Origin of the sequence: Dyella thailandensis (assembly GCF_050749815.1) — a bacterium.
Classification (GTDB): domain Bacteria; phylum Pseudomonadota; class Gammaproteobacteria; order Xanthomonadales; family Rhodanobacteraceae; genus Dyella_A.
This window is the reverse complement of sequence record NZ_CP192735.1, coordinates 229085-248488: the sequence shown is the minus strand read 5'-3', so window position 1 is coordinate 248488 and position 19404 is coordinate 229085. Positions and strand designations below refer to the sequence as shown.

21 protein-coding genes are annotated in these 19404 nt (G+C 66.9%); 10 read left to right on the top strand and 11 right to left on the bottom strand.

Features of this window, described 5'->3' with window-relative positions:
- Positions 1–3 precede the first annotated feature (3 nt).
- The gene (locus ACQVBX_RS01055; RefSeq protein WP_431636049.1) at positions 4–909 is read right to left on the bottom strand and encodes an SDR family oxidoreductase; all 906 of its coding nucleotides are present in this window, start codon (positions 907–909) and stop codon (positions 4–6) included.
- Between the two features lie 124 nt (positions 910–1033).
- On the bottom strand, positions 1034–1255 hold the full coding sequence (locus ACQVBX_RS01050) for a hypothetical protein (RefSeq protein WP_431636048.1): 222 nt from the start codon (positions 1253–1255) through the stop codon (positions 1034–1036).
- A gap of 223 nt (positions 1256–1478) precedes the next feature.
- Here ACQVBX_RS01050 and ACQVBX_RS01045 point away from each other — a divergent pair, with 223 nt between their 5' ends.
- The 3 genes from ACQVBX_RS01045 (at position 1479) to ACQVBX_RS01035 (ending at position 2918) form a co-directional block, all read left to right on the top strand.
- Positions 1479–1658 carry a hypothetical protein gene (locus tag ACQVBX_RS01045; protein WP_431636047.1) on the top strand — a complete coding sequence of 60 codons (180 nt, stop codon included), beginning with the start codon at positions 1479–1481 and terminating at the stop codon, positions 1656–1658.
- Between the two features lie 179 nt (positions 1659–1837).
- Entirely contained in the window at positions 1838–1987 is a 150-nt protein-coding gene (locus ACQVBX_RS01040; RefSeq protein WP_431636046.1) for a hypothetical protein, read from the top strand.
- Positions 1980–2918, top strand: coding sequence for a Ku protein (locus tag ACQVBX_RS01035; RefSeq protein ID WP_431636045.1), 939 nt, complete (start codon positions 1980–1982; stop codon positions 2916–2918). The genes ACQVBX_RS01040 and ACQVBX_RS01035 overlap by 8 nt, the downstream gene beginning before the upstream one ends.
- A gap of 19 nt (positions 2919–2937) precedes the next feature.
- On the opposite strand, the gene ligD is transcribed toward ACQVBX_RS01035, so the two are convergent.
- Both ligD and ACQVBX_RS01025 read right to left on the bottom strand, forming a co-directional pair.
- Positions 2938–5547 carry a DNA ligase D gene (gene ligD / locus ACQVBX_RS01030; protein ID WP_431636044.1) on the bottom strand — a complete coding sequence of 870 codons (2610 nt, stop codon included), beginning with the start codon at positions 5545–5547 and terminating at the stop codon, positions 2938–2940.
- Between the two features lie 27 nt (positions 5548–5574).
- Positions 5575–5826 carry a hypothetical protein gene (locus ACQVBX_RS01025; RefSeq protein WP_431636043.1) on the bottom strand — a complete coding sequence of 84 codons (252 nt, stop codon included), beginning with the start codon at positions 5824–5826 and terminating at the stop codon, positions 5575–5577.
- A 207-nt stretch (positions 5827–6033) separates the two neighbouring features.
- On the opposite strand from ACQVBX_RS01025, the gene ACQVBX_RS01020 reads away from it, so the two are divergent.
- Positions 6034–6975: an alpha/beta hydrolase gene (locus tag ACQVBX_RS01020; protein ID WP_431636042.1), complete on the top strand. Its 942-nt coding sequence runs from the start codon at positions 6034–6036 to the stop codon at positions 6973–6975.
- Between the two features lie 45 nt (positions 6976–7020).
- Here the strand turns inward: ACQVBX_RS01020 and ACQVBX_RS01015 are convergent, their stop codons facing one another.
- The 3 genes from ACQVBX_RS01015 to ACQVBX_RS01005 form a co-directional block, all read right to left on the bottom strand.
- Entirely contained in the window at positions 7021–7470 is a 450-nt protein-coding gene (locus ACQVBX_RS01015; RefSeq protein WP_431636041.1) for a GNAT family N-acetyltransferase, read from the bottom strand.
- A gap of 202 nt (positions 7471–7672) precedes the next feature.
- The gene (locus ACQVBX_RS01010) at positions 7673–8098 is read right to left on the bottom strand and encodes a hypothetical protein (protein WP_431636040.1); all 426 of its coding nucleotides are present in this window, start codon (positions 8096–8098) and stop codon (positions 7673–7675) included.
- An 836-nt stretch (positions 8099–8934) separates the two neighbouring features.
- Positions 8935–9861: a hypothetical protein gene (locus ACQVBX_RS01005; RefSeq protein ID WP_431636039.1), complete on the bottom strand. Its 927-nt coding sequence runs from the start codon at positions 9859–9861 to the stop codon at positions 8935–8937.
- 336 nt (positions 9862–10197) lie between these two features.
- Between ACQVBX_RS01005 and ACQVBX_RS01000 the strand changes: the two genes are divergently transcribed.
- From ACQVBX_RS01000 to ACQVBX_RS00985, 4 genes are all read left to right on the top strand, one after another.
- Positions 10198–10653 carry a ferritin-like domain-containing protein gene (locus tag ACQVBX_RS01000; protein ID WP_431636038.1) on the top strand — a complete coding sequence of 152 codons (456 nt, stop codon included), beginning with the start codon at positions 10198–10200 and terminating at the stop codon, positions 10651–10653.
- Positions 10654–11072: 419 nt separating this feature from the next.
- Positions 11073–11825 (top strand): SDR family NAD(P)-dependent oxidoreductase, encoded by a 753-nt coding sequence (locus tag ACQVBX_RS00995; protein ID WP_431636037.1) that lies wholly within the window; start codon positions 11073–11075, stop codon positions 11823–11825.
- A gap of 9 nt (positions 11826–11834) precedes the next feature.
- Positions 11835–11984: a DUF2256 domain-containing protein gene (locus ACQVBX_RS00990; protein ID WP_324899354.1), complete on the top strand. Its 150-nt coding sequence runs from the start codon at positions 11835–11837 to the stop codon at positions 11982–11984.
- Positions 11981–13507, top strand: coding sequence for a cryptochrome/photolyase family protein (locus ACQVBX_RS00985; protein WP_431636036.1), 1527 nt, complete (start codon positions 11981–11983; stop codon positions 13505–13507). The genes ACQVBX_RS00990 and ACQVBX_RS00985 overlap by 4 nt, the downstream gene beginning before the upstream one ends.
- 318 nt (positions 13508–13825) lie before the next feature.
- Here the strand turns inward: ACQVBX_RS00985 and ACQVBX_RS00980 are convergent, their stop codons facing one another.
- Positions 13826–14872: a LacI family DNA-binding transcriptional regulator gene (locus ACQVBX_RS00980; RefSeq protein ID WP_431636035.1), complete on the bottom strand. Its 1047-nt coding sequence runs from the start codon at positions 14870–14872 to the stop codon at positions 13826–13828.
- Positions 14873–15106: 234 nt separating this feature from the next.
- Between ACQVBX_RS00980 and ACQVBX_RS00975 the strand changes: the two genes are divergently transcribed.
- The gene (locus ACQVBX_RS00975; RefSeq protein WP_431636034.1) at positions 15107–15367 is read left to right on the top strand and encodes a hypothetical protein; all 261 of its coding nucleotides are present in this window, start codon (positions 15107–15109) and stop codon (positions 15365–15367) included.
- A gap of 117 nt (positions 15368–15484) precedes the next feature.
- Here ACQVBX_RS00975 and recQ read toward each other — a convergent pair whose 3' ends face one another.
- Positions 15485–17299: a DNA helicase RecQ gene (gene recQ / locus ACQVBX_RS00970; protein ID WP_431636033.1), complete on the bottom strand. Its 1815-nt coding sequence runs from the start codon at positions 17297–17299 to the stop codon at positions 15485–15487.
- Positions 17300–17373: 74 nt separating this feature from the next.
- Positions 17374–17736 carry an MGMT family protein gene (locus tag ACQVBX_RS00965; RefSeq protein WP_431636032.1) on the bottom strand — a complete coding sequence of 121 codons (363 nt, stop codon included), beginning with the start codon at positions 17734–17736 and terminating at the stop codon, positions 17374–17376.
- A gap of 51 nt (positions 17737–17787) precedes the next feature.
- On the opposite strand from ACQVBX_RS00965, the gene ACQVBX_RS00960 reads away from it, so the two are divergent.
- Entirely contained in the window at positions 17788–18192 is a 405-nt protein-coding gene (locus tag ACQVBX_RS00960) for a hypothetical protein (RefSeq protein WP_431636031.1), read from the top strand.
- 75 nt (positions 18193–18267) lie between these two features.
- On the opposite strand, the gene ACQVBX_RS00955 is transcribed toward ACQVBX_RS00960, so the two are convergent.
- Positions 18268–19386 (bottom strand): inorganic phosphate transporter, encoded by a 1119-nt coding sequence (locus ACQVBX_RS00955; RefSeq protein ID WP_431636030.1) that lies wholly within the window; start codon positions 19384–19386, stop codon positions 18268–18270.
- Between the last annotated feature and the right edge of the window lie 18 nt (positions 19387–19404).

Genomic DNA, 19404 nt, shown 5'->3' with positions numbered 1-19404 from the left:
GCCTCACGACGAGGAGTGACCGCCGGTGACGCCGTAGACCTCGGCCGTCACGAAGCTCGCCGCCTGCGAAGCCAGCAGCACGTACGCCGGCGCGACTTCCACCGGCTGCCCCGGGCGACCCAGCGGCACGTTGGCGCCGAACGTCTCAACCTTCTCCTGCGGTTGTCCGCCGGAGGGCTGCAGCGGCGTCCAGATCGGCCCGGGCGCGACGGCGTTGACGCGGATCCCGTCCTTGGCCACCTGCTTGGCCAGCGCCTTGGTGAAGGCGACGATGGCTGCTTTGGTGGGCGCGTAGTCGGCCAGAATCGCCGAGGGATCGTAGGACTGGATCGACGCGGTATTGATGATCGACGCACCGGGCGGCAGATGCTCCAGCGCCGCCTTGCAGATCCAGAACATGGCGTAGACGTTGGTCTTGAACGTGGCGTCGAACTGCTCGGTGGTGATGTCGCGGATGCTTTCCTGCCAGGCCTGCTTGCCGGCCACGTTCACCACCAGGTCCAGGCCACCCATGCGTCGCTGCGCCTCGCCCACCAGGTGCTGGCAGAACGCCTCGTCGGTAAGGTCACCCGGCACGGCATGCACGTCGACTCCGGCGGCGCGGGCCAGCTCGATCACCTCGTCGGCATCCTCCTGCTCCTGCGGCAGGTAGTTCAACGTGACGGCGGCTCCCTCGCGCGCGAAGGCGATCGCCACCGCGCGGCCGATGCCGGAATCGGCGCCGGTGATCAGGGCCTTGCGACCGGCCAGCTTGCCGGTGCCGACATAACTTTCCTCGCCGTGATCGGGTCGGGGCGCCATCTCGCGAGCCAGTCCCGGAGCCGGCTGCGGCTGGCGCTGGAACGGCGGACGCGGGTACTGCTTGGTCGGGTCCTGCAGCGCGGGATGGAGCGGATGATCGTGCGCCATGGCGTTCTCCTGGGCAGTGGACAAACGGACAGCTCGCGGTGCCGGGCGGCAGCACGCAACAGGTAACCGATGGACCGGCAGGTGCCGCGCGACATGCGCGTCGGCGCGGCGCCCCTTGCGAAAGTCAGCTCCCGCGCACAGGCCCCTCGCCGCCGGCCCGCGACGGCGTGGCGGCGCACGCATCGTGGCCACAGGCGCATAGCTTGGCGCGGTGTACCACCGCATGGTCGTGCTTGGCCTCGAACTCGACCTGCTGCTGGCAACGGTCCGAGCAGTACAGCGAGGGCGGCGTGACGCGGCAGCTGCACGCGGCATGCCCACAGGTGTAGTGGTGATCTTTGATCATGGTGGGATTCGACGGAGGCGGCGCTGCAGGCTGCCAACCGGCACGTTGCGGGCACGTGCAGGCAACGTATCCACCCACCGACGATGCATTCACCCCATCCCTCGCGCGAGCAACTGCTGCATCGGACGTTGCGCGCGCGTTTGCGCCGATTCAGCCATCGCGCATGTTTCGTTGACAGCGGCCGGAATAGCCTGCGCCCAGGTCCACAACCCGCAGGTGCGCCATGACCTCCCACGACCGCAAGGACAACCGCAAGCCGGACAAGCCCACCCCGCCCGAGCCGGACGAGCAGCGCTGCACGCGCAAATCGCACGAGAGCGAAAACCAGGACGAAGCGCTGGAAGAGACGTTCCCGGCCAGCGATCCGGTGTCGCCCTTCATCCCGGCCAAGTTGCCGAAGTAATCCCCATGCACGCTGCACGTGTCCGTGCACCGATACCGGAGCGAGGCCGGGCAAGCTCTGCCTCGCCCGGTCATCGGCCCGCGCGCGCAGACGAACCGCCCATCTGCACTTGCAGCGCCGCCTGTACACATGAGCGTTGCCACGGACGATGCGGCTGCGAAGTGTGCGCGCTTGCCTGGATGATCGCCCAGGACGACCACGCCCTGTGGAACGAGCGCGGCCAGCTGGTAGCGCCGGACAACCTGCCCGCCAGCGCACGCACCGTGCACGACCGTCGCCAGCTCAGCCTGCGCTTCGAACGCAGCGCCCCGGAGAAGCACCATGGCTAGACCCATCTGGACCGGCACGCTGTCGTTCGGCCTGCTTAACGTGCCGGTATCGCTGATGTCCGGCGAGCGCAGTGTCGACCTGCACTTCCGCATGCTCGACAGCCGCAGCAACACGCCCATCCGCTACGAACGCGTCAACGCGGAGACCGGCGACGAGGTGCCCTGGAAGGACATCGTCAAGGCCTTCGAATACAAGAAGGGCAGCTACGTCGTGCTCGATCCGGACGACATCAAGGCGGCCTCCGCGGAAGGGCGCGAGGCGGTGGAGGTGGAAGCCTTCGTCGATGCCGCATCGATCGGCCCGGAGTACTTCGAGAAGCCGTATGTGCTGGTGCCGGGCAAGAAGGCTGAGAAGGGCTACGTGCTGCTGCGCGAGACGCTCAAGCGCACGGGCAAGATCGGTATCGCCCGCGTGGTGATCCGCACGCGCGAATACCTGTCCGCCGTGATGCCGCGCGGCAAGGCGCTGCAGCTGGTGCTGCTGCGCTATCCGCAGGAGCTGGTGGATCTGGAGGAGTATCGCCTGCCGGACAAGGCGACCAGCGACTATCGCATCGCCGCGAAGGAAATGACGATGGCCGAGCAGCTGATCGAATCGATGTCCAGCGACTGGGCGCCGGGCGACTACCGCGACGAGTTCCGCGATCGCCTGCGCAAGGTGATCGACAAGCGCCTGAAGTCCAAGGGTGTGGTTACGGCCGAGGAAAGCGCGGACGAAGCGCCGGCCGAGAACGCGTCCACCAATGTGGTCGACTTCATGGCCTTGCTCAAGAAGAGCCTGGACACCAACAAGCGCACGCCGGCCAAGAAGGCCGCGCCGAAGGCGACGAAGAAACGCGCGCCCACCAAGGCGGCGAAGAAGGCGCCAGCCAAGCGCAGCGCAGCCAAGAGCAAGAAAACCAACGGCAGCAAGTCGCGCAAGACCGGCTGACTGGCCGCGAATCCAGCGGTCAGTCCGAGGACGCTTCCCCGAGCGCATCGAGCACCTGCTGCAGATCCTGCTGCACGGTGTCGATGCCTTCCCACGGATCGCTGCGCAAGCCGGCCAGCCGGCGCGGCACCGTGCGCAAGGTGTAGTGGTTGCCGCCGCGCAACTTGCCCAGCTCGCTCCAGCGCAGTGGCACCGCCACCGGCGCGCCGGCCCGGCTGCGCAACGAGTACGACGCCACGCTGGTCGCGCCGCGCGTGTTGCGCAGGTAGTCCAGGTACACCCGCCCCTTGCGCTGCGCCTTGGCGGCCACCGCCACGAAGTCCAAGGGATGCGCCTGCGCCAGCGAATCGGCGAACGCGTGCGCGAACGACTTCACCACCGGCCACGGCGTGGCCGGCTTCAGCGGCAACACCACGTGCAGGCCTTTACCGCCGGACGTGCGCAGGAACGAAACGAGCCCAAGCTGCTCCAGTTGCTTGCGCACCAGCCGCGCCCCCGCCACCACGCGCTCCCACGCCACGTCCGGGCCGGGGTCCAGATCGAACACCAGCCGGTCGGCAAGGTCCGGCGACTCGGCCTTCGCACCCCAGGGGTGGAACTCCACCGCACCGAACTGCACCAGCTCCAGCACGGCCAGCGCGTCGCGCGGCACGAGGTAGTTCGCTGCGGCACCGGCCTCCTCCTTCAGCGCCACCGTGCCTACGTGCCGCAATCCGGCCGTCGCGTGCTTCTGAAAGAAGCACGCCTTCTCGACACCGTCGGGGCAGCGCACCACCGAGGTCGGCCGATCGACCACGCCGGGCAGGAACCAGTCCATCACCGCGCGGTAGTAATCAGCCACGTCTTGCTTGCTGATCCCGTCGTCGGGGAAGACCAGGCGGTCGGGATGGGTGATCTCCACGGTATCGGAGGCGGCTTGTGTGGACATGGCGGACTTCCGGGAGCGGGATGAGGATGGGGACGAGGAACGGGAGGATGGGGACGAGGAACGGGAGGATGGCGCGGCGGTGGCCGGGCGATCGGCATCCGTGAGGTCCTCCACCGATTTATCTGTACGCAGGCCCTTGAAGCTCGGCTGGCGCAGCAGCGCGTTGCCGCCGTGGCCGCGGAAGGTGACTTCCACCACGGTCTGCGGCGTCACCCAGCGCGCCCCGCGCAGCAGCGGGTCGATGCCTTCGATGGCCACCGGCGGACGCGGGGCGCCGCCCTTGGCCACGCTGCGGCTGAGCCGCCGCAGGTCCGCGTCGCCGAAGCCGGTGCCCACGCGCCCGGCGTAGACCCAGCGCCCGGCCGCGGAAGGATCGGGCTTGCCCAGCAGCAGCGACCCGAAACCGTGGCGGCTGCCGCCGGGCGGTGTGTAGCCCAGCACCGCGAACTCCTCGCTCTGCAGCCGCTTGGTCTTGCGCCAGTCGTCGCCGCGGCCGCCGCGATACGGCGCATCGCGGCGCTTGGAGACGATGCCCTCCAGCGCCTGCTCGTTGGCCATGCGAAACGCGGCATCGCCCTGTCCCACCGTGTGCGTGCTGTAAGCCAGCGGCGCCGGGCGACCCTGCAGGACGAAGGCCAGCAACGCCTTGCGATCCTCCAGTGCCGAGCGGGTGAGGTCGTACCCCTGCAGCGCGGGGCAGTCGAACAGCATGTAGACCAGCGGCGCGTTGAGCTCGCCGGCCAGGGTCTTCTGCAGCGCGTTGAAGTCGCTGCGGCCGTCGGCATCCAGCGCAATCAGTTCGCCATCGAGCTGCGCCGAGTCGAGCCCCAGCGCGGCAATGGCCTGCGCAATCTCCGGCACTCGCTCGCTCCACGACAGGCCGTTGCGCGACCACAGCGCCACCGTGCCATCGTGCACCGTCGCCAGCAGCCGATAGCCGTCCCACTTCACCTCATGCAGCCACTGGTCACCGGCGGGCGGCGTGTCGCCCAGGCGCGCCAGCTCCGGCTTGAAGAACTCGCCTGACACACGCGACGCCCGTGCGTTCGCAGTGGCCTTGAGCATCGCCAGCAGCTTGCGCGTTGCCACGGGACGGACGTGCGGCGAGGCGCGTCGCCGCGCCGTCGACTTGCCCGCGGCAGATTTCTGCGCCGGCGTCTTCGCGGCCTTGCGCGTACTTGCGCGCATGCGCGCGTCGAGCAGGTCGTCGGCCTGCACGTCGCTGGCGAAGGCATCATCGGCCTTGATCAGGAACCACGCCGGCTGCTTCTCCTTGCGGCCGCTGCGCACCAGGTGCCAGGCGCCCTTGAGCCGCTCGCCGAACAGCTCGAAGCGCAGGTGCCCCTTGCGCAGCTGCGCCTCCACGTCACCCGGCGATGACCACACGCCGTGATCGAAACGGTCCACATGGCCTTTGCCGTAGCCGGCCTCGATGTCGCCTTCGAAATTCGCGTAGTCCAGCGGGTGGTCTTCCACCTCCACCGCAAGGCGCTTGTCATGCGGATCGAAGCTCGGCCCCTTCGGCACCGCCCAGCTCCGGAGCACGTCGCCTACCTGCAGGCGAAAGTCGTAGTGGCGTCGGCTGGCGTGGTGCAACTGCACCACGAAGATCGCGCGCTGCCCAGCCGCGCCGCGGCTGCTCGCCGCCGGCTCCCGCGTACGGCTGAAATCGCGCTTACGCTGGTAGTCGTGGAGACTCACGAAAACCCTCCTGGGCGTGCGCCGCCGCTATCGGCGAAAGAAGCGGCCGAGCAGTGGGGTGAAGATCATTTCCCGCAGGCCGGCCATGCAGCGCTCGCTGTCGGGCGCCAGGTCGTGCTGCGCATTGCGATGGGCGGCGCGGATCTGCAGTGCGCCGCTGGCATGGCGGCGCAGTTCGTCACGCAGGCAGGCGTTCTCCACTTTCAGCGCTCGCAGTTCGGCGAGCGCGGCTTGATGCACGCGGGCGGACACCGTGGTTCGTGAAGAGGACGCAGACATGGACGCGAGCATAGGCAGCCGTTTGTTGAGCGGGTGTGGACAGTGGCGCGTGCTGCGCGCTCACGTGAGGCCTGCGCGGGCGACGGTGTTCAGGCGCCCGCAGCGGGGCGCCGATCGCGAGGTTCCTGTGCCCCGCCACGCGCCGGTCCGGGCCGCGCCATGTTTGCGGCGTACGCTGCGCGTTCTTCCCCTACCGGAGCGATCCCGATGAAACCCTGGCACCCTGCTCTTTTCTGCCTGCTCGCAGTGGGCAGTGCCGGCACGCAGGCCGGCGTCTGGCACCCTGGCCAGGGATTGAAGCAGGAGCGCATCTGGCCCGGCGCGGTACCCAACGCACTGCCCCACCCCAAAGCCGAGGCCGTGGCCAGCGACTGGGCCAAGGTGACCGACGTCAGCGAACCGACCATGACGCGCTATCCGCCCAAGGGTCGCAACACCGGCGTAGCGGTGGTGGTGTTTCCCGGCGGTGGTTACCAGATGCTGGCGATGGATCTGGAGGGCACCGAAATCTGCGACTGGCTGACCGCGCGCGGCATCACCTGCGTACTGTTGAAATACCGCGTGCCGAACTCAGGCCCCACCTGGGTCGACAACCACCGCTACTACCCGAAGGTGCAGACGGCGCTGCAGGATGCACAACGCACCATCGGCCTGGTGCGCCAGCACGCGGCGCAGTGGCATATCGACCCGCACAAGGTGGGCGTCATGGGCTTCTCCGCCGGCGGCCATCTGGTCGCTGCCGTCAGCACGCACTTCCAGCAGCGCACCTACACACCCGTGGACGCCGCCGACCAGCTCAGCAGCCGGCCGGACTTCGCCATTGCCGCCTACCCCGGCCACCTGTGGCTGCACGAAGACGACGACCGCGCCACCCGCGACGAAACCGACCTGCGCCTGCGCCCGGACATCCGCCCCACCGCCGACACCCCACCCACCTTCCTGGTGATGGCCGAAGATGACCACGTCGATGGCGTGCAGCAGTCGCTGGCGTACTACGTAGCCCTGCAGAAAGCCGGCGTCCCCACCGAAATGCACCTGTACGCCCAGGGCGGCCACGCCTTCGGCCTGCGCAAGGCCAAGCTGCCGATCGGGCAATGGCCGCAGCTGGTGGAGACGTGGCTGCAGACGATCGGGATGCTGCCGCGCTGAGGACGCGACTGTGGCGCGAGCGGCACCAGCCGCTTGAGCCCCCGGTCAGCTCATCTTGGCCGCGTGCTTGATGAAACGACGCTCGTCCAGCGCATACCCGACTGCCCGGTAGAACGCATGGGCCTCAGCGCGATGATCACCGCTCGTGACCTCCATCCGCACCACTCCCGCGGCCCACGCCCAACCCTCCGCTGCCGTCACAAGCGCCTTGCCCACGCCCGCGCAACGAGCCTCAGGACGAACCGCAAGCGACGTGATGCGACCCAGCAAGCCCGGTGTATGAAAGAGCGGAAGAAGATGCACGCTGATTACGCCGATCAACCGCGTGCCGCCCTCGCTCGAAGCGACGAACACGGCGTCCATGGTGCTGCCAACGAATGAAGCAAGTCGGTCAGCGACGAGGCTGGCCGACGTGCCGTAACCGAGCGCGGAAAGGCACGCAGCGATGTCGTCAGCGTCGGTGGCTAAGGCTTGGCGGACGTGGGGGCTGGGCATGGGCGTAGCTGGGGGTCCTGTAAGCAAAATCCTGTTCGGGAGCACTGGTCGCCGAAGGAATGCGGTCTCGCCTCCGTTGTAACCGCCTGCATCGACATGCAGCACGCGCATCCGCAGAAAGGCACGACGATCTACAGCGGCCCGAACGCCCGAGCAAAAGCGTCATGCGTCCGGAGTTGACCGGACGCCTACTGCAGAACTGCTAGCCACCAACGGGCACGCAACCCTTCGCTGGTGCATAAACAGCGTTGTTGCCTGTCCGAGGTGACGTGAAGGTCAGGCGCTGATGCTGTTGGGAGGGAACATATACAGCCGCCACCAATCCCTTCGGCGTCTTGAACGTCGCGTAGATGTTGCCCTGATGCAGATGGAACTCCCCAGCGGGGAATTGCTGGCACTTTGAGCCGTAAACGACGAAAGTGCCGTCCTCGCGAAACTGCAAAGTGTCATCCCCCGGACGACCTTCCTCGTCGAAGACCTGCGCCCAGAATCCCACCGCCCAGGCTGGGGCCTGAGTAGCCCGAGCACAACCCGCTCCAAGAATCCCGGAGAAAATCAAGGCAAGCGCGAAGTTTTTCATCATGACTAGCGCTTTATTAAGCCGCGCCGCGAAGCGGCGTCGAATCATTGTCGGGCCTGGCGACGTGGCCATACGCCTCAAATGGGAGGTTAGAACAACGGGAGCGCGGACACATGAATGCCATCACTTACCTACCCTGCTGCAAAGCACTTGGCCTCCCCACTTGCGAAATGCCAGCCGAAAAGCAAGATCATAATCGAAGCCACACCAATTCCCAGCGCGAAGAAGACCAAAAATGCTAGACCGAGGGCTTCGCCTGGGCTGCCTGTGTAGGAGGGCAGTGATGTTACGTACAGGTGTTGAGCGAAAAGCAGTAATCCACCAAGGATGAAACAACTGACATAACCGAGCAATGCGTGTGCTGTGGGCATGATAAGCGCTGATAGGAAGCATGCTGCTGGGACAATGAGGAACCTCGATGTGCCTCCGGCAAAGAGCAATGTTGCGCCCAGAACCGCTATGGCCACGAAGAAGCCGACAACTGCCTGTCTCATGATCCAAATGATCCAATGTTGTGCTTAAGCGGCGGCGAAGCCGGAGAGTTGCCGCGAAAAAGCGGATAGCGTAGGTCAGGCATATTAACCCTCGATCCGGATGTTAGGGCGACGGTAGCGCGAACACGTGGATACCGCTACTTACCTCACCTGCAGCGAAACGCTTAAGCTCGCCGCCAAACGCTGCCTCATATACAGGGAGCTTTAGCTCAATGCCGCAATGCTCATCGACAAGTCGGGCGACGAGGCCTTCAACTCGACACCATTCCTTACCCCACACGTTCTCGCCTACAAAGTAGCGAACAAGTTCTGGGTCGGCTGCCTTCTTCCAACTCATAGGTCTAACGCTGGAGTTTAGCGGCGGCGCAGCCGTCCGCCTTGAACGAATTGTTAGCCGCCGCCACCGATCCGCCTATGGGGCTGTTCGTCGGCACCGACATCTTCAAGAGCAGCAACCACGCCTTTCAGCGAGCCCAAAAGGTCTTCGCTTATGAAGCGTAGATACTCTGCCATGACCTCTCGGCACCAATGTGGGCCACTGAGGAAGACTGAATCGAAGCGATCCCATACTTCGTGAAACGGATACTTGGCTGGCTGCCGGCCCTCGGCGGTGGCGATGGCACTCTTAGAGCGCTTTAGAGCCGTTTGCTTCGAGACTGAACGCGGCTTGCGGCGGCCGGTGACACAGATTGACGATAAGCCTCGCGCCTCGCCCTTGAAGAACTTGAGCCTATCTTCTTTACTAGGGCGCCAAGCGGAAAAATTGATGTGAGAGGGCGCGTGTTCCCTGTGAGCAGCAGCGAGTTCCTTTTGCGTAACGATGCTGGGAAATTCCGCTTCGATGCCCGATAGGCGAAAGGCGAACACCACGTCACGCCCGATTAGGTCGGTCAATGTCGCACCATCTTCGCTCTTGATGGTCGTGACCAGCGCATCCTTCTCGTATGCCACACCGTGTCGCAGCTTGAACTTCTTCTTCCCTGTGGCAACGCCAAGTTGCGTGACATTAGTAAAGAGTGTGAGGTGGAAGGCCGCCTCAAAGACGGTCGAGGCAATCCTCTTCAAGTCCCTGTGGAGCGAAACTTCAAACCATGCAAGAAAGCCGTCACCGGTCCACTTTATAAACTCGCCTCCTGCAGCTTCGACCATGATTGCAGCCGTCCTATATAGCCGCGGCAGGAAGTCCTCTAGGTCTTGCGCAGATGCATCGTCGTTGAGGTAGCGCGACGAGCCAGCAATGTCGCATACCCAGACCACGCCGCGCTTTCGAGCGAATGAAAAGTCTCGATCTTTCGGGTGGCTGACTTTTGCTTTCATTGGATCCATGGCTAACGCTATGCAGCTTGCAAAAATGCAGTCTAATCCTGCGACCTATCCCCGGAAACTTCACTTGTTCCCGCGGGACTCCTTTACAGCATTCAACAACTTACTCCGCTCCGTGCAGCCTAATTCTGCGGCCACTTTCGGAAGCAGAGTCGAATCGATAGTTTCATGGGCGGCGCCCCCCCGGACAAGCGACAACGTGAAGCCGCGCCGATGCCGGTACGGACCAAGGGGAGCACGCCACCACCATGCCCTGGCGCGAAGAGTAGGCTATGCCGGGTGCCGCCAGGCGCGGCATGCCATGCCACCTGCCCATCGGAGGACGCCTCGATGCAAGCTCAGGACAAAGAACGCGCCATCGCGCTGCTCAACCGCATCCTCGAACTGGAGCTGGCCGGCGTGGTGCGCTACACGCACTACGCGCTGATGATCTACGGCTACAACCGCATCCCCATCGTGAGTTGGCTGTCTGGCCAGGCTGATGAGAGCCTGCTGCATGCGCGCCGTGCCGGTGAGTTGATCACGCAGTTGGGCGGCCATCCGTCGCTGGGGATCGGGCCGCTGCTGGAGACCCATCAGCACGATATCGGGCCGATCCTGCGCGAGTCGCTGGAGCACGAGAAGCTGGCGCTGGCGGCGTATTACGAGCTGCTGGAACTGGTCGCCGGCAAGTCGGTGCTGCTGGAGGAATACGCGCGCGAGCTGATCGCCTCCGAAGAGCTGCACGCCGGTGAGGTGAACAAGATGCTGCGCAAGCCGGGCGACATCGCCGAGTTCACCGGCTGATCGCTGCGGAGCGAGTACGCGGGACGTGAAGCGCGTCCAGGCGAATGTCGCCGTCGCCAAACAGCGGACTTCTCCCACACCGGCGCCTCGGGTGAAAAACCGGCGATGCCGTAGCGACCTCACGGCTTGGTGCGGCGCCACTCGATCACCACGGTTTCCTTCAGGCCAACGCGCAGGCATGCGGTGAAGTGGTGCCGGCCGCCGCGGCGATGCGCCCGGCCCAGGGTGCACGGTCGCCGCCCAGGTGATCGCGCAGGGCTTGGCGCCAGCACGCTGGGCGACATGGCCGTCGCACGAAGCGGGTGACGGGACGATCCGCCCGCCGGCGCCGGCAGCACGCCATTGCGTCGCAGCTGTCAGATGCAACCGCTGGCGGGGTCTGTCCGTAGTTGAGGGCAGGTTTCGACGAGACACCCCTCATGACGCAAGCGGTATGGATCACCGGCGCCTCCGGCGCCATCGGCTCGGCGCTGGCCCGACGCCTGTCTGCACGCGGCTGCACGCTCGCGCTGAGCGCGCGCGACGCTTCGCGCCTGGATCACCTGGCCGCGGAGCTGCCGGGCAAGACGCTGGTGCTGGCCGGCGACCTCGCCGACCCGGCTACCGCCGTCGCGCTGCTGCAGACGGCGCAGGCTGCGCTGGGGCCGATCACCGGGTTCGCGCACTGCGTGGGCTCCACCCTGATCCGCCCGCTGCACCTCACCGGCGAGGCGGATCTGGAGGCGATTTTTCGGCTCAACTACTTCAGTGCGTTCCATGCACTGAAGGCGTTTGTCGCCGCCGCGCTCAAGCACAAGGAGCCATCCAGCGCGGTGCTGGTGGGCACGCTGGTGGCTCAGGCGGGCTTTCCCAACCACGAGGCGATCGCCAGCGCCAAGGCGGCGGTGGCGGCGCTGGCGATGAGCACGGCGGCAACCTATGCGGAGAAAGGCATCCGGGTGAACTGCGTGCATCCGGGCCTGACTCGCTCGGCGCTGTCGGCGCGACTCACCGGCACGCCGGAGGCGATCGAGCGCAACAGCAAGATGAACCCGATGGGCATCGTCGGCGAAGGCGAGGACAGCGCGGCACTGATCGACCTGCTGCTCAGCGACCAGGCGCGCTGGATCACCGCGCAGCAGATCGGCGTCGACGGCGGCCAGGCGGTGATCCACCCGCTGCCTAAGGGCTGAAATCGCCCCATGCACCGCAAGCCGCATCTGCCCACCAAGACCTGCCCCGTATGCCAACGCCCGTTCGCGTGGCGCAAGAAATGGGAGCGCGTGTGGGACGAGGTGCGCTACTGCAGCGAGCGCTGCCGTCGTTCGAAGACCCCGGAGCCGAAACCATGACCTGCCTGCGACTGATCCTGGGCGACCAGCTCAACGCGCGGCACGGCTGGTTTCGCCGTGTGGACGACGACGTGGTGTACGTGCTGATGGAGGTGCGCAGCGAAACCGACTACGTGCGCCACCACGCGCAGAAGGTGCTGGGAATCTTCGCCGCGATGCGCCGCTTCGGCGAGGCGCTGGCCAAGGCCGGGCATCGGGTGGAATACCTGCGCATTGGCGATGCCCGCAACCGGCACAGCTTCGCGGACAACCTGCCCTGGTTGATCGAGCAGTTCGGCGCCACGCGGCTGGAGCGAATGGAGGCGGACGAGTGGCGGGTGGAGCAGGCGCTGCTCGAAGCGTTTGCGGCGAGCGGCCTGCCCAACGCGGTAGTGAGCGCCGAACACTTCCTGCTGGAGCGCGACGAGGCGGCGAAGCGCTTCGAGAAGAAAGTGCCACGCATGGAATTCTTCTACCGCGACCTGCGCCGTCGTCACCAGATCCTGCTGGAGCCGGACGGCGAGCCGCGCGGCGGACGCTGGAACTTCGACGCGGAAAATCGCGAGAAGTGGCCGGGCGATCCGCCCGCACCGGCGTGGCCGTGGCAGAAGCATGACCTGCGCACGCTGTGGGAAGAGATCGAGGCCGCGGGCGTGCAGACCATGGGCGAACCCTCGGCCGAGGCGTTCGTCTGGCCGCTCACGCGGCGCGAGGCGCAGGCGTGGCTGAAGGATTTCATCGCTCGGCGGCTGGTGCATTTCGGGCGCTTCCAGGATGCGATCAGCGGGCAGTCGCGCACGCTGTTCCACGCCGGGCTGTCGTTCGCGCTGAATCTCAAGATGCTGCATCCGCGCGAGGTGATCGAGGCTACGGTGGAAGCGTTCGAGCGCGGCGAGGCGGACCTTGCCGCCACCGAGGGCTTCGTGCGGCAGATCCTGGGCTGGCGCGAATACGTGCGCGGCATCTACTGGGCGCGCATGCCCGGCTACGCGGAGCTCAACGCGCTGGGGGCCAAACGCCCGCTGCCGGCGTGGTACTGGAACGCGGACACCAAGATGGCCTGCCTGCGCGCGGCGATCGGCCAGTCGCTGGCGCTCGGCTATGCGCACCACATCCAGCGACTCATGCTTACCGGCAACTTCGCCCTGCTCGCCGGCTGTGATCCGGACGAGGTGGACGCCTGGTACCTGGGCATCTACGTCGACGCGTTCGAGTGGGTGGAGATGCCCAACACGCGCGGCATGAGTCAGTTCGCCGACGGCGGCATCGTGGGCAGCAAGCCGTACAGCGGCTCGGCGGCGTACGTGAACCGGCAGTCCGACCACTGCAAGGGCTGCCATTACACACATACGAAAAGACACGGCGAGCGCGCCTGCCCGTTCAGCAGCCTGTACTGGCACTTCCACGCGCGGCACCGTGAGCAGTTCGGTCGCAATCCGCGGCTGGGCATGACGTACCGCAGCTGGGAGAAGATGGCGCCGGACGAACGCGCGGCCACGCTGGCGCAGGCGGAGCGGTATCTGGCTGACGTGGATGGGCTTTAGGGGCGGGTGGCGGGTTGTTATTCCGCGCGCTGATCGAACCCTCACCCCTGCCCCTCTCCCGGCGGGAGAGGGGTTCTGGCTCGAGGTATCGAGGTGCTGCAGGTTGAATCCTTCTCCCTCGGGAGAAGGTGCCGACAGGCGAATGAGGGTGCGCGCGGAGCGCGGGGATCACTTCATCCGTTCAAGCTGAGCGTCGCTCGCGACAGCCGGCAGAGCAGAAGCATCTGCAGCAGATCGCCACCACAGGGAGTGAGCGACTGACGTGATTCGCCAAGCTGGAGCGCGCGTCCAAAGCCAGGGACGCGACCGCGGAACGACCTACTTGCCGCCCGCTCCACCGCGCAGGCTGGAGCGCCGCACGGTGAGCTTCACCGGCAGGATCTCGCTCTCCACCTTTTCGCCGCGGATCATGCGCAGCAACGCCTCGACCAGCATCTCGCCGGCCTGGCGGGTGTCCTGCAGCACGGTGGTCAACGCCGGATTGACGAAGCGCGCCATGGGAATGTCGTCGAAGCCGGCCAGCGCCACGTCTTCGGGCACCTTGAGGCCGTGTTCGTCCAGCGCACGCATGGCGCCGAAGGCGATCAGGTCGCTGGCGGCGAACACGGCATCGAACGGCGCGCCGCTGGCAATCAGCGCCTGCATGGCCTCATAGCCGGCCAGCTCGGTGGTTTCGGCGTCCACCTGCAGCGCAGGATCGACCGCCACGCCCGCCGCGCCGAGCACGTCGGCGTAGCCGCGGTAGCGCTGCTGGAATTCCGGGTAGTGGCTGGAGGCGTCGCCGATGAAGGCGATGCGCCGACAGCCCTGCGCGAGCAGGTGCTCGGCGATGGCGCGGCCGCCCTCGAAGTTGTCGCAGCCGATGGAGACGTCCGGCTGATCGGGCAGTACCGCGCCCCAGCGCACCGATTTGGTGCCCTGCTCCACCAGCGTGGCGAGCTTGTCGCGGTAGGCGAGGTAGTCGCCGTAGCCGAGCAGGATGATGCCATCGGCTTTCTTGCTGTCGGCGTAGTCGGCGTGCCAGTCGCGCGAGAACTGCTGGAACGAGATCAGCAGGTCGTAGCCGTTCTGCGCGCAGGCGCGGGTGATGGAGCCGAGCATCGAAAGAAAAAACGGATTGATGTGCGAGTCGTCGGCGGTGGGGTCTTCGAAGATCAGCAGCGCCAGCGTGCCGGAATGCTGCGTGCGCAGGTTCGAGGCGTTCTTGTCGACCTTGTAGTTGAGCTGCTTGACGGCCGCCTCGATGCGGCGGCGGGTCTCCTCGTTCACCAGCGGGCTGCCGCGCAGCGCGCGCGACACCGTGGCCTGCGAGACGCCGGCCAGGTAGGCGATATCCAGCGAAGTGATTTTTCCCTTGGTCGCCACGATGCGTTGCGATGGTTCTCGGATGGAGGTTGCGCGCGGCGCGGGGCCGGCAGCGTTCGAATCCTAGCGGGTTTGCCCGGCGAGGTCGCGTGGCAGGACGACGCGAACGCCCGGTGCATGGCCTCGGCCAGCTGAACGGTGGCATGCAGGCGTAGCCGATGGATAACGCGATGGTCACAGACGGCTGCTTAGATTCCGCCGCCCGCCCCACCCCACCGTCCAAGGAGTGACCCCGTGCTCGCGCAGTATGTGTACCCCTCGACTCTCGGTCTGTTCCGCATCATTCGTCATGGCCGGCGCTGGCGCGCCCTGCGCGAGGGTGCCGAGCTCGGCCGGTTCGAGTGCGAGCAGAGCGCGCTGCACGCACTGCGCGACGAGTACCCGCATGCGCGCCTGCCGGCACGACTGGAACGCTGGCGCTTCCTGCCGCAACTGGCGCTGGTGCATGCCCGCGCGAGCGATGCCGACGAGGTGCGCTGGCAGTTGCAGGCGTGAGCTGCACGGCCCTGCCCCTGTAGGAGCCCGCTCGCGGGCGATGCTGTTGCTCCTGATCAACATCAAAGCCGGAAGCATCGCCCGCGAGCGGGCTCCTACAGAGGATGCCGGTAGCGGTTATTCGGCGGCGTTGATCACGGCGAGGAAGTCGCGGCCGTAGCGCTTGAGCTTGGCTTCGCCCACGCCGCTGATCGCGGCGAGCTCGGTTTCGTCGGCGGGCATCGCGCGCAGCATCGCCAGCAAGGTGGCGTCATGGAACACCACGTAGGGCGGCACGCCGTGCTGCTTGGCCAGCTGCGAGCGGGTGGCACGCAGGGCGTCCCACAGCGGCTGCTCGTAGGCTTCGATGCCGATGCTGGCACCGGTGACGATCTGGCTGTCGCGGCGACGGCGCGCGCTGCGTACCGGGCGGGCATCTTCACGCAGCAGCACGCGTTGGCCGCCGGTGAGCACGTCGCGGCTGGCGGCGGTGAGGCGCAGCGTGCCGTAGCCCTCCGGATCGGTGGCCAGCAGCCCGGCCGCGAGCAGCTGGCGGAACACCGAGCGCCAGGCCTTCTCGTCCATGTCGGCGCCCACGCCGAAGGTGGGCAGCCTGTCGTGGCCGAGCTGGTTGACGCGCTCGCCGTCGATGCCACGCAGGATGTCGATCACGTGGCCCGAGCCGTAGCGCTGACCGCTGCGGTACACCGCCGACAGCGCCTTCTGCGCGGGCACGGTGGCGTCCCAGGTTTTCGGCGGCGACACGCAGTTGTCGCAATGGCCGCAGGGGCCAGTGAAGTCCTCGCCGAACGCGCCCAAAAGCAGCTCACGGCGGCAACGGGTGGCCTCGGCGTAGGCCAGCAGCGACTCCAACTTCTGCCGCTCGATGCGCTTGCGCTCGTCGGCCGATTCGGACTGGGCGATCATCTGGCTCATCGTCACCACGTCGGCCAGGCCGTAGATCATCCACGCCTCGGCGGGCAGGCCGTCGCGGCCGGCGCGGCCGGTTTCCTGGTAGTAACCCTCCATCGAGCGCGGCAGATCCAGATGCGCGACGAAGCGCACGTCGGGCTTGTCGATGCCCATGCCGAAGGCGACGGTCGCCACCATCACCACGCCGTCCTCGCGCAGGAAGCGCTGCTGGTTCTTCGCGCGCACGGCGGCGTCGAGACCGGCGTGGTACGGCAGCGCCTCGAAACCGGCCTCGGCCAGCCAGGCGGCGGTCTCGTCGACCTTCTTGCGGCTCAGGCAGTACACGATGCCGGACTCGCCGCGGTGGCCGTCGAGAAACTGCATCAGCTGCGTGCGCGGGTTGTGCTTGAGGCTGACCCGATAGCCGATGTTGGGCCGGTCGAAGCTGGAGACGAACTGGCGCGCCTGCTGCAGCGCCAGGCGCTCGACGATCTCCTCGCGGGTGCGCGGGTCGGCGGTGGCGGTGAGCGCGATGCGCGGCACGTGGGCGAAGCGCTCGTGCAGCACCGCCAGCTCGCGGTATTCGGGGCGGAAATCGTGGCCCCACTGCGATACGCAGTGCGCCTCGTCGATGGCGAACAGCGCCACCTCGGTGCGTTCGAGCAGGCCCAGCAGGCGCGGCGTGAGAAGACGCTCGGGCGCCACGTAGAGCAGGTCCAGCTCGCCGGCCATGAGCTGGCGCTCGACCTCGCGCTGGGCCTCGTTGTCGAGGCTGGAATTGAGGTAGGCCGCGGCCACGCCGGCTTCGTGCAGGGCGTCGACCTGGTCCTGCATCAGCGCGATCAGCGGCGAGACGACGATGCCGGTGCCCTGCCGCACGATGGCGGGAATCTGGTAGCAAAGCGACTTGCCGCCGCCAGTGGGCATCAGCACGAGCGCGTCGCCGCCCTCGATCACCTGCTCGACGATGGCCTGCTGCGGGCCGCGGAAGCTGTCGTAACCGAAAACGCTTTGCAGGATGTGGAGCGGGGAGGAAGGCATCCGGCAGATGGTAACAAACGCCCCACCCTCGCCTGCCGGTGCAACCATGCCTGCGGCATCGGCGCCGGTCGATCTCAGAAGCCGGGCATGCCCCACACGGCGCGGTCCAGATCGGCATCCAGCCCGAACCGTGACAGCGGCACGCGACCATTGACCACCTCCACGCCCTCGGCCTTCAACCGGCGCGCCTGCTCGCGGAAGCCGCGGCTGCCCGGCGGCATCGCGATGTGGCCGCTGGCGCGCAGCACGCGAAACCAGGGCAGCTCGACGTCGTCCGGCACCTCGCCCAGCAGGCGGCCGACCAGCCGCGCGCGCCCCGGCAACCCGGCACGCGCGGCGATGGCGCCGTAGCTGGCCACGCGTCCGGGCGGAATCGCCGCGATGGCGGCATAGATGCGCTGTTGCGCCTCGGTCAGGGGCTCACGCGACGTGATCATGCAGTCGTGTCAAAGTAGAACGAGTCCCAAGCCTGCCACGGAAATCCTGCCATGCGTCACTTCGAAGCCGTTCGCTCGCATCTCGGCGCCAAGCACGCGCTGCGTCACAACGACCCGTACCTGATCAGCTTCGACCTCGCCGTGGTCAGCGGCCGCCAGCAGGGCATCTACCTGGCCGAGCTGGAGGACGAATCGGACCGCCGCTACCTGCGCATTTCCACCCCGATCGGGCCGCTCTCGGGGATCGACCCGAAGCGCGCGCTGCGCTTCAACTGGGAGCAGCGTACCGGCTTCCTCGCGGTGGCCGACCTCGACGGCTCGCCCTACCTGCACCTGTGCGAAAACCGCCCCTACGACGTGCTCGATGCCGCCGAGCTCGAGCGCGTGATCATGGAGCTGGGCACGCTGGGCGACCAGCTGGAGCAGGCCATCGCGGCGGAAAGCGACAGCTTCTGATCCGCTCGATCCACGCGCCACGCACAAAAAAGCCGGGCCGCCTCGCAGCGACCCGGCTTTTTCATTGACCGGCGCTTAGCCCCAGCCCTGCGCCAGGCGCACCAGCGCGTAGGCCAGCAGCGCCGTCACCGGCAGGGTGAGGATCCACGACCACACCATGCGCTCGACCACGGTCCAGCGGATCGCGTTGAAGCGCTTGGCCGCGCCCACGCCCATGATCGAGGCGGACACGTTGTGCGTGGTGGACACCGGAATGCCCAGCGAGGAAGCGAACAGGATCACCGCCGCCGAGCTGCCCTCGGCCGCGAAGCCGTTGATCGGGTGCAGCTTGACCATCTTGTGGCCCAGCGTCTTGATGATGCGCCAGCCGCCGCCGGCGGTGCCCGCGGCCATGGTCAGCGCGCACACCACGGTGACCCACACCGGCACCGCAAACGGGTGGCTGGCGTCGGAGGTGATGCGCAGGAAATGCAGCCACTGCGGCAGGTGATCGAACTGCCCCGCGCTGGTGGCGCCAGCCAGCGCCAGCGCGATGATGCCCATGCTCTTCTGCGCATCGTTCATGCCGTGCGAGACGCCCATGGCGGCGGCCGAGACGATCTGCGCCTTGCCGAACAACGCATTGACGAACGGCGTGCGGCCGAAACGCTTGAGGAAGCCGGTGCGGTTGGACAGCCACGAGAACAGCGCGTACAGCGCGCCCATCAGGGCGAAGCCGAGCACGAAGCCCATCAGCGGCGACACCACCATCGGCACGATCACCTTGGGAATCACGCCGCTGCCCGACCACCAGCTGCCGGCGGCCCAGATCACCGCACCGAAGTTGTTGCCCGCTCCGGCTACGGCCGCGCCGACCAGGCCGCCGACCAGCGCGTGGCTGGAGCTGGACGGCAGTCCCAGCCACCAGGTGAGCAGGTTCCAGGCGATCGCCGAGAGCAGCGCGCACACCAGCAACTGCGGGCCGACGTCCACCACGTGGATATCGATCAGCCCCTTGGCGATGGTCACCGCCACCGCGGTGCCCCACAGCGCGCCGATGAGATTGGTGACCGCAGCCATCAACACCGCCTGGCCGGGCGTGAGCACCTTGGTCGCCACCACGGTGGCGATCGAGTTGGCGGTGTCGTGGAAGCCGTTGATGTAGGTGAAGGCCAGGGCGATCAGCAGGACCAGCACCACCATGCCCATGGTCATGCGCGGCACCCGTGGGCA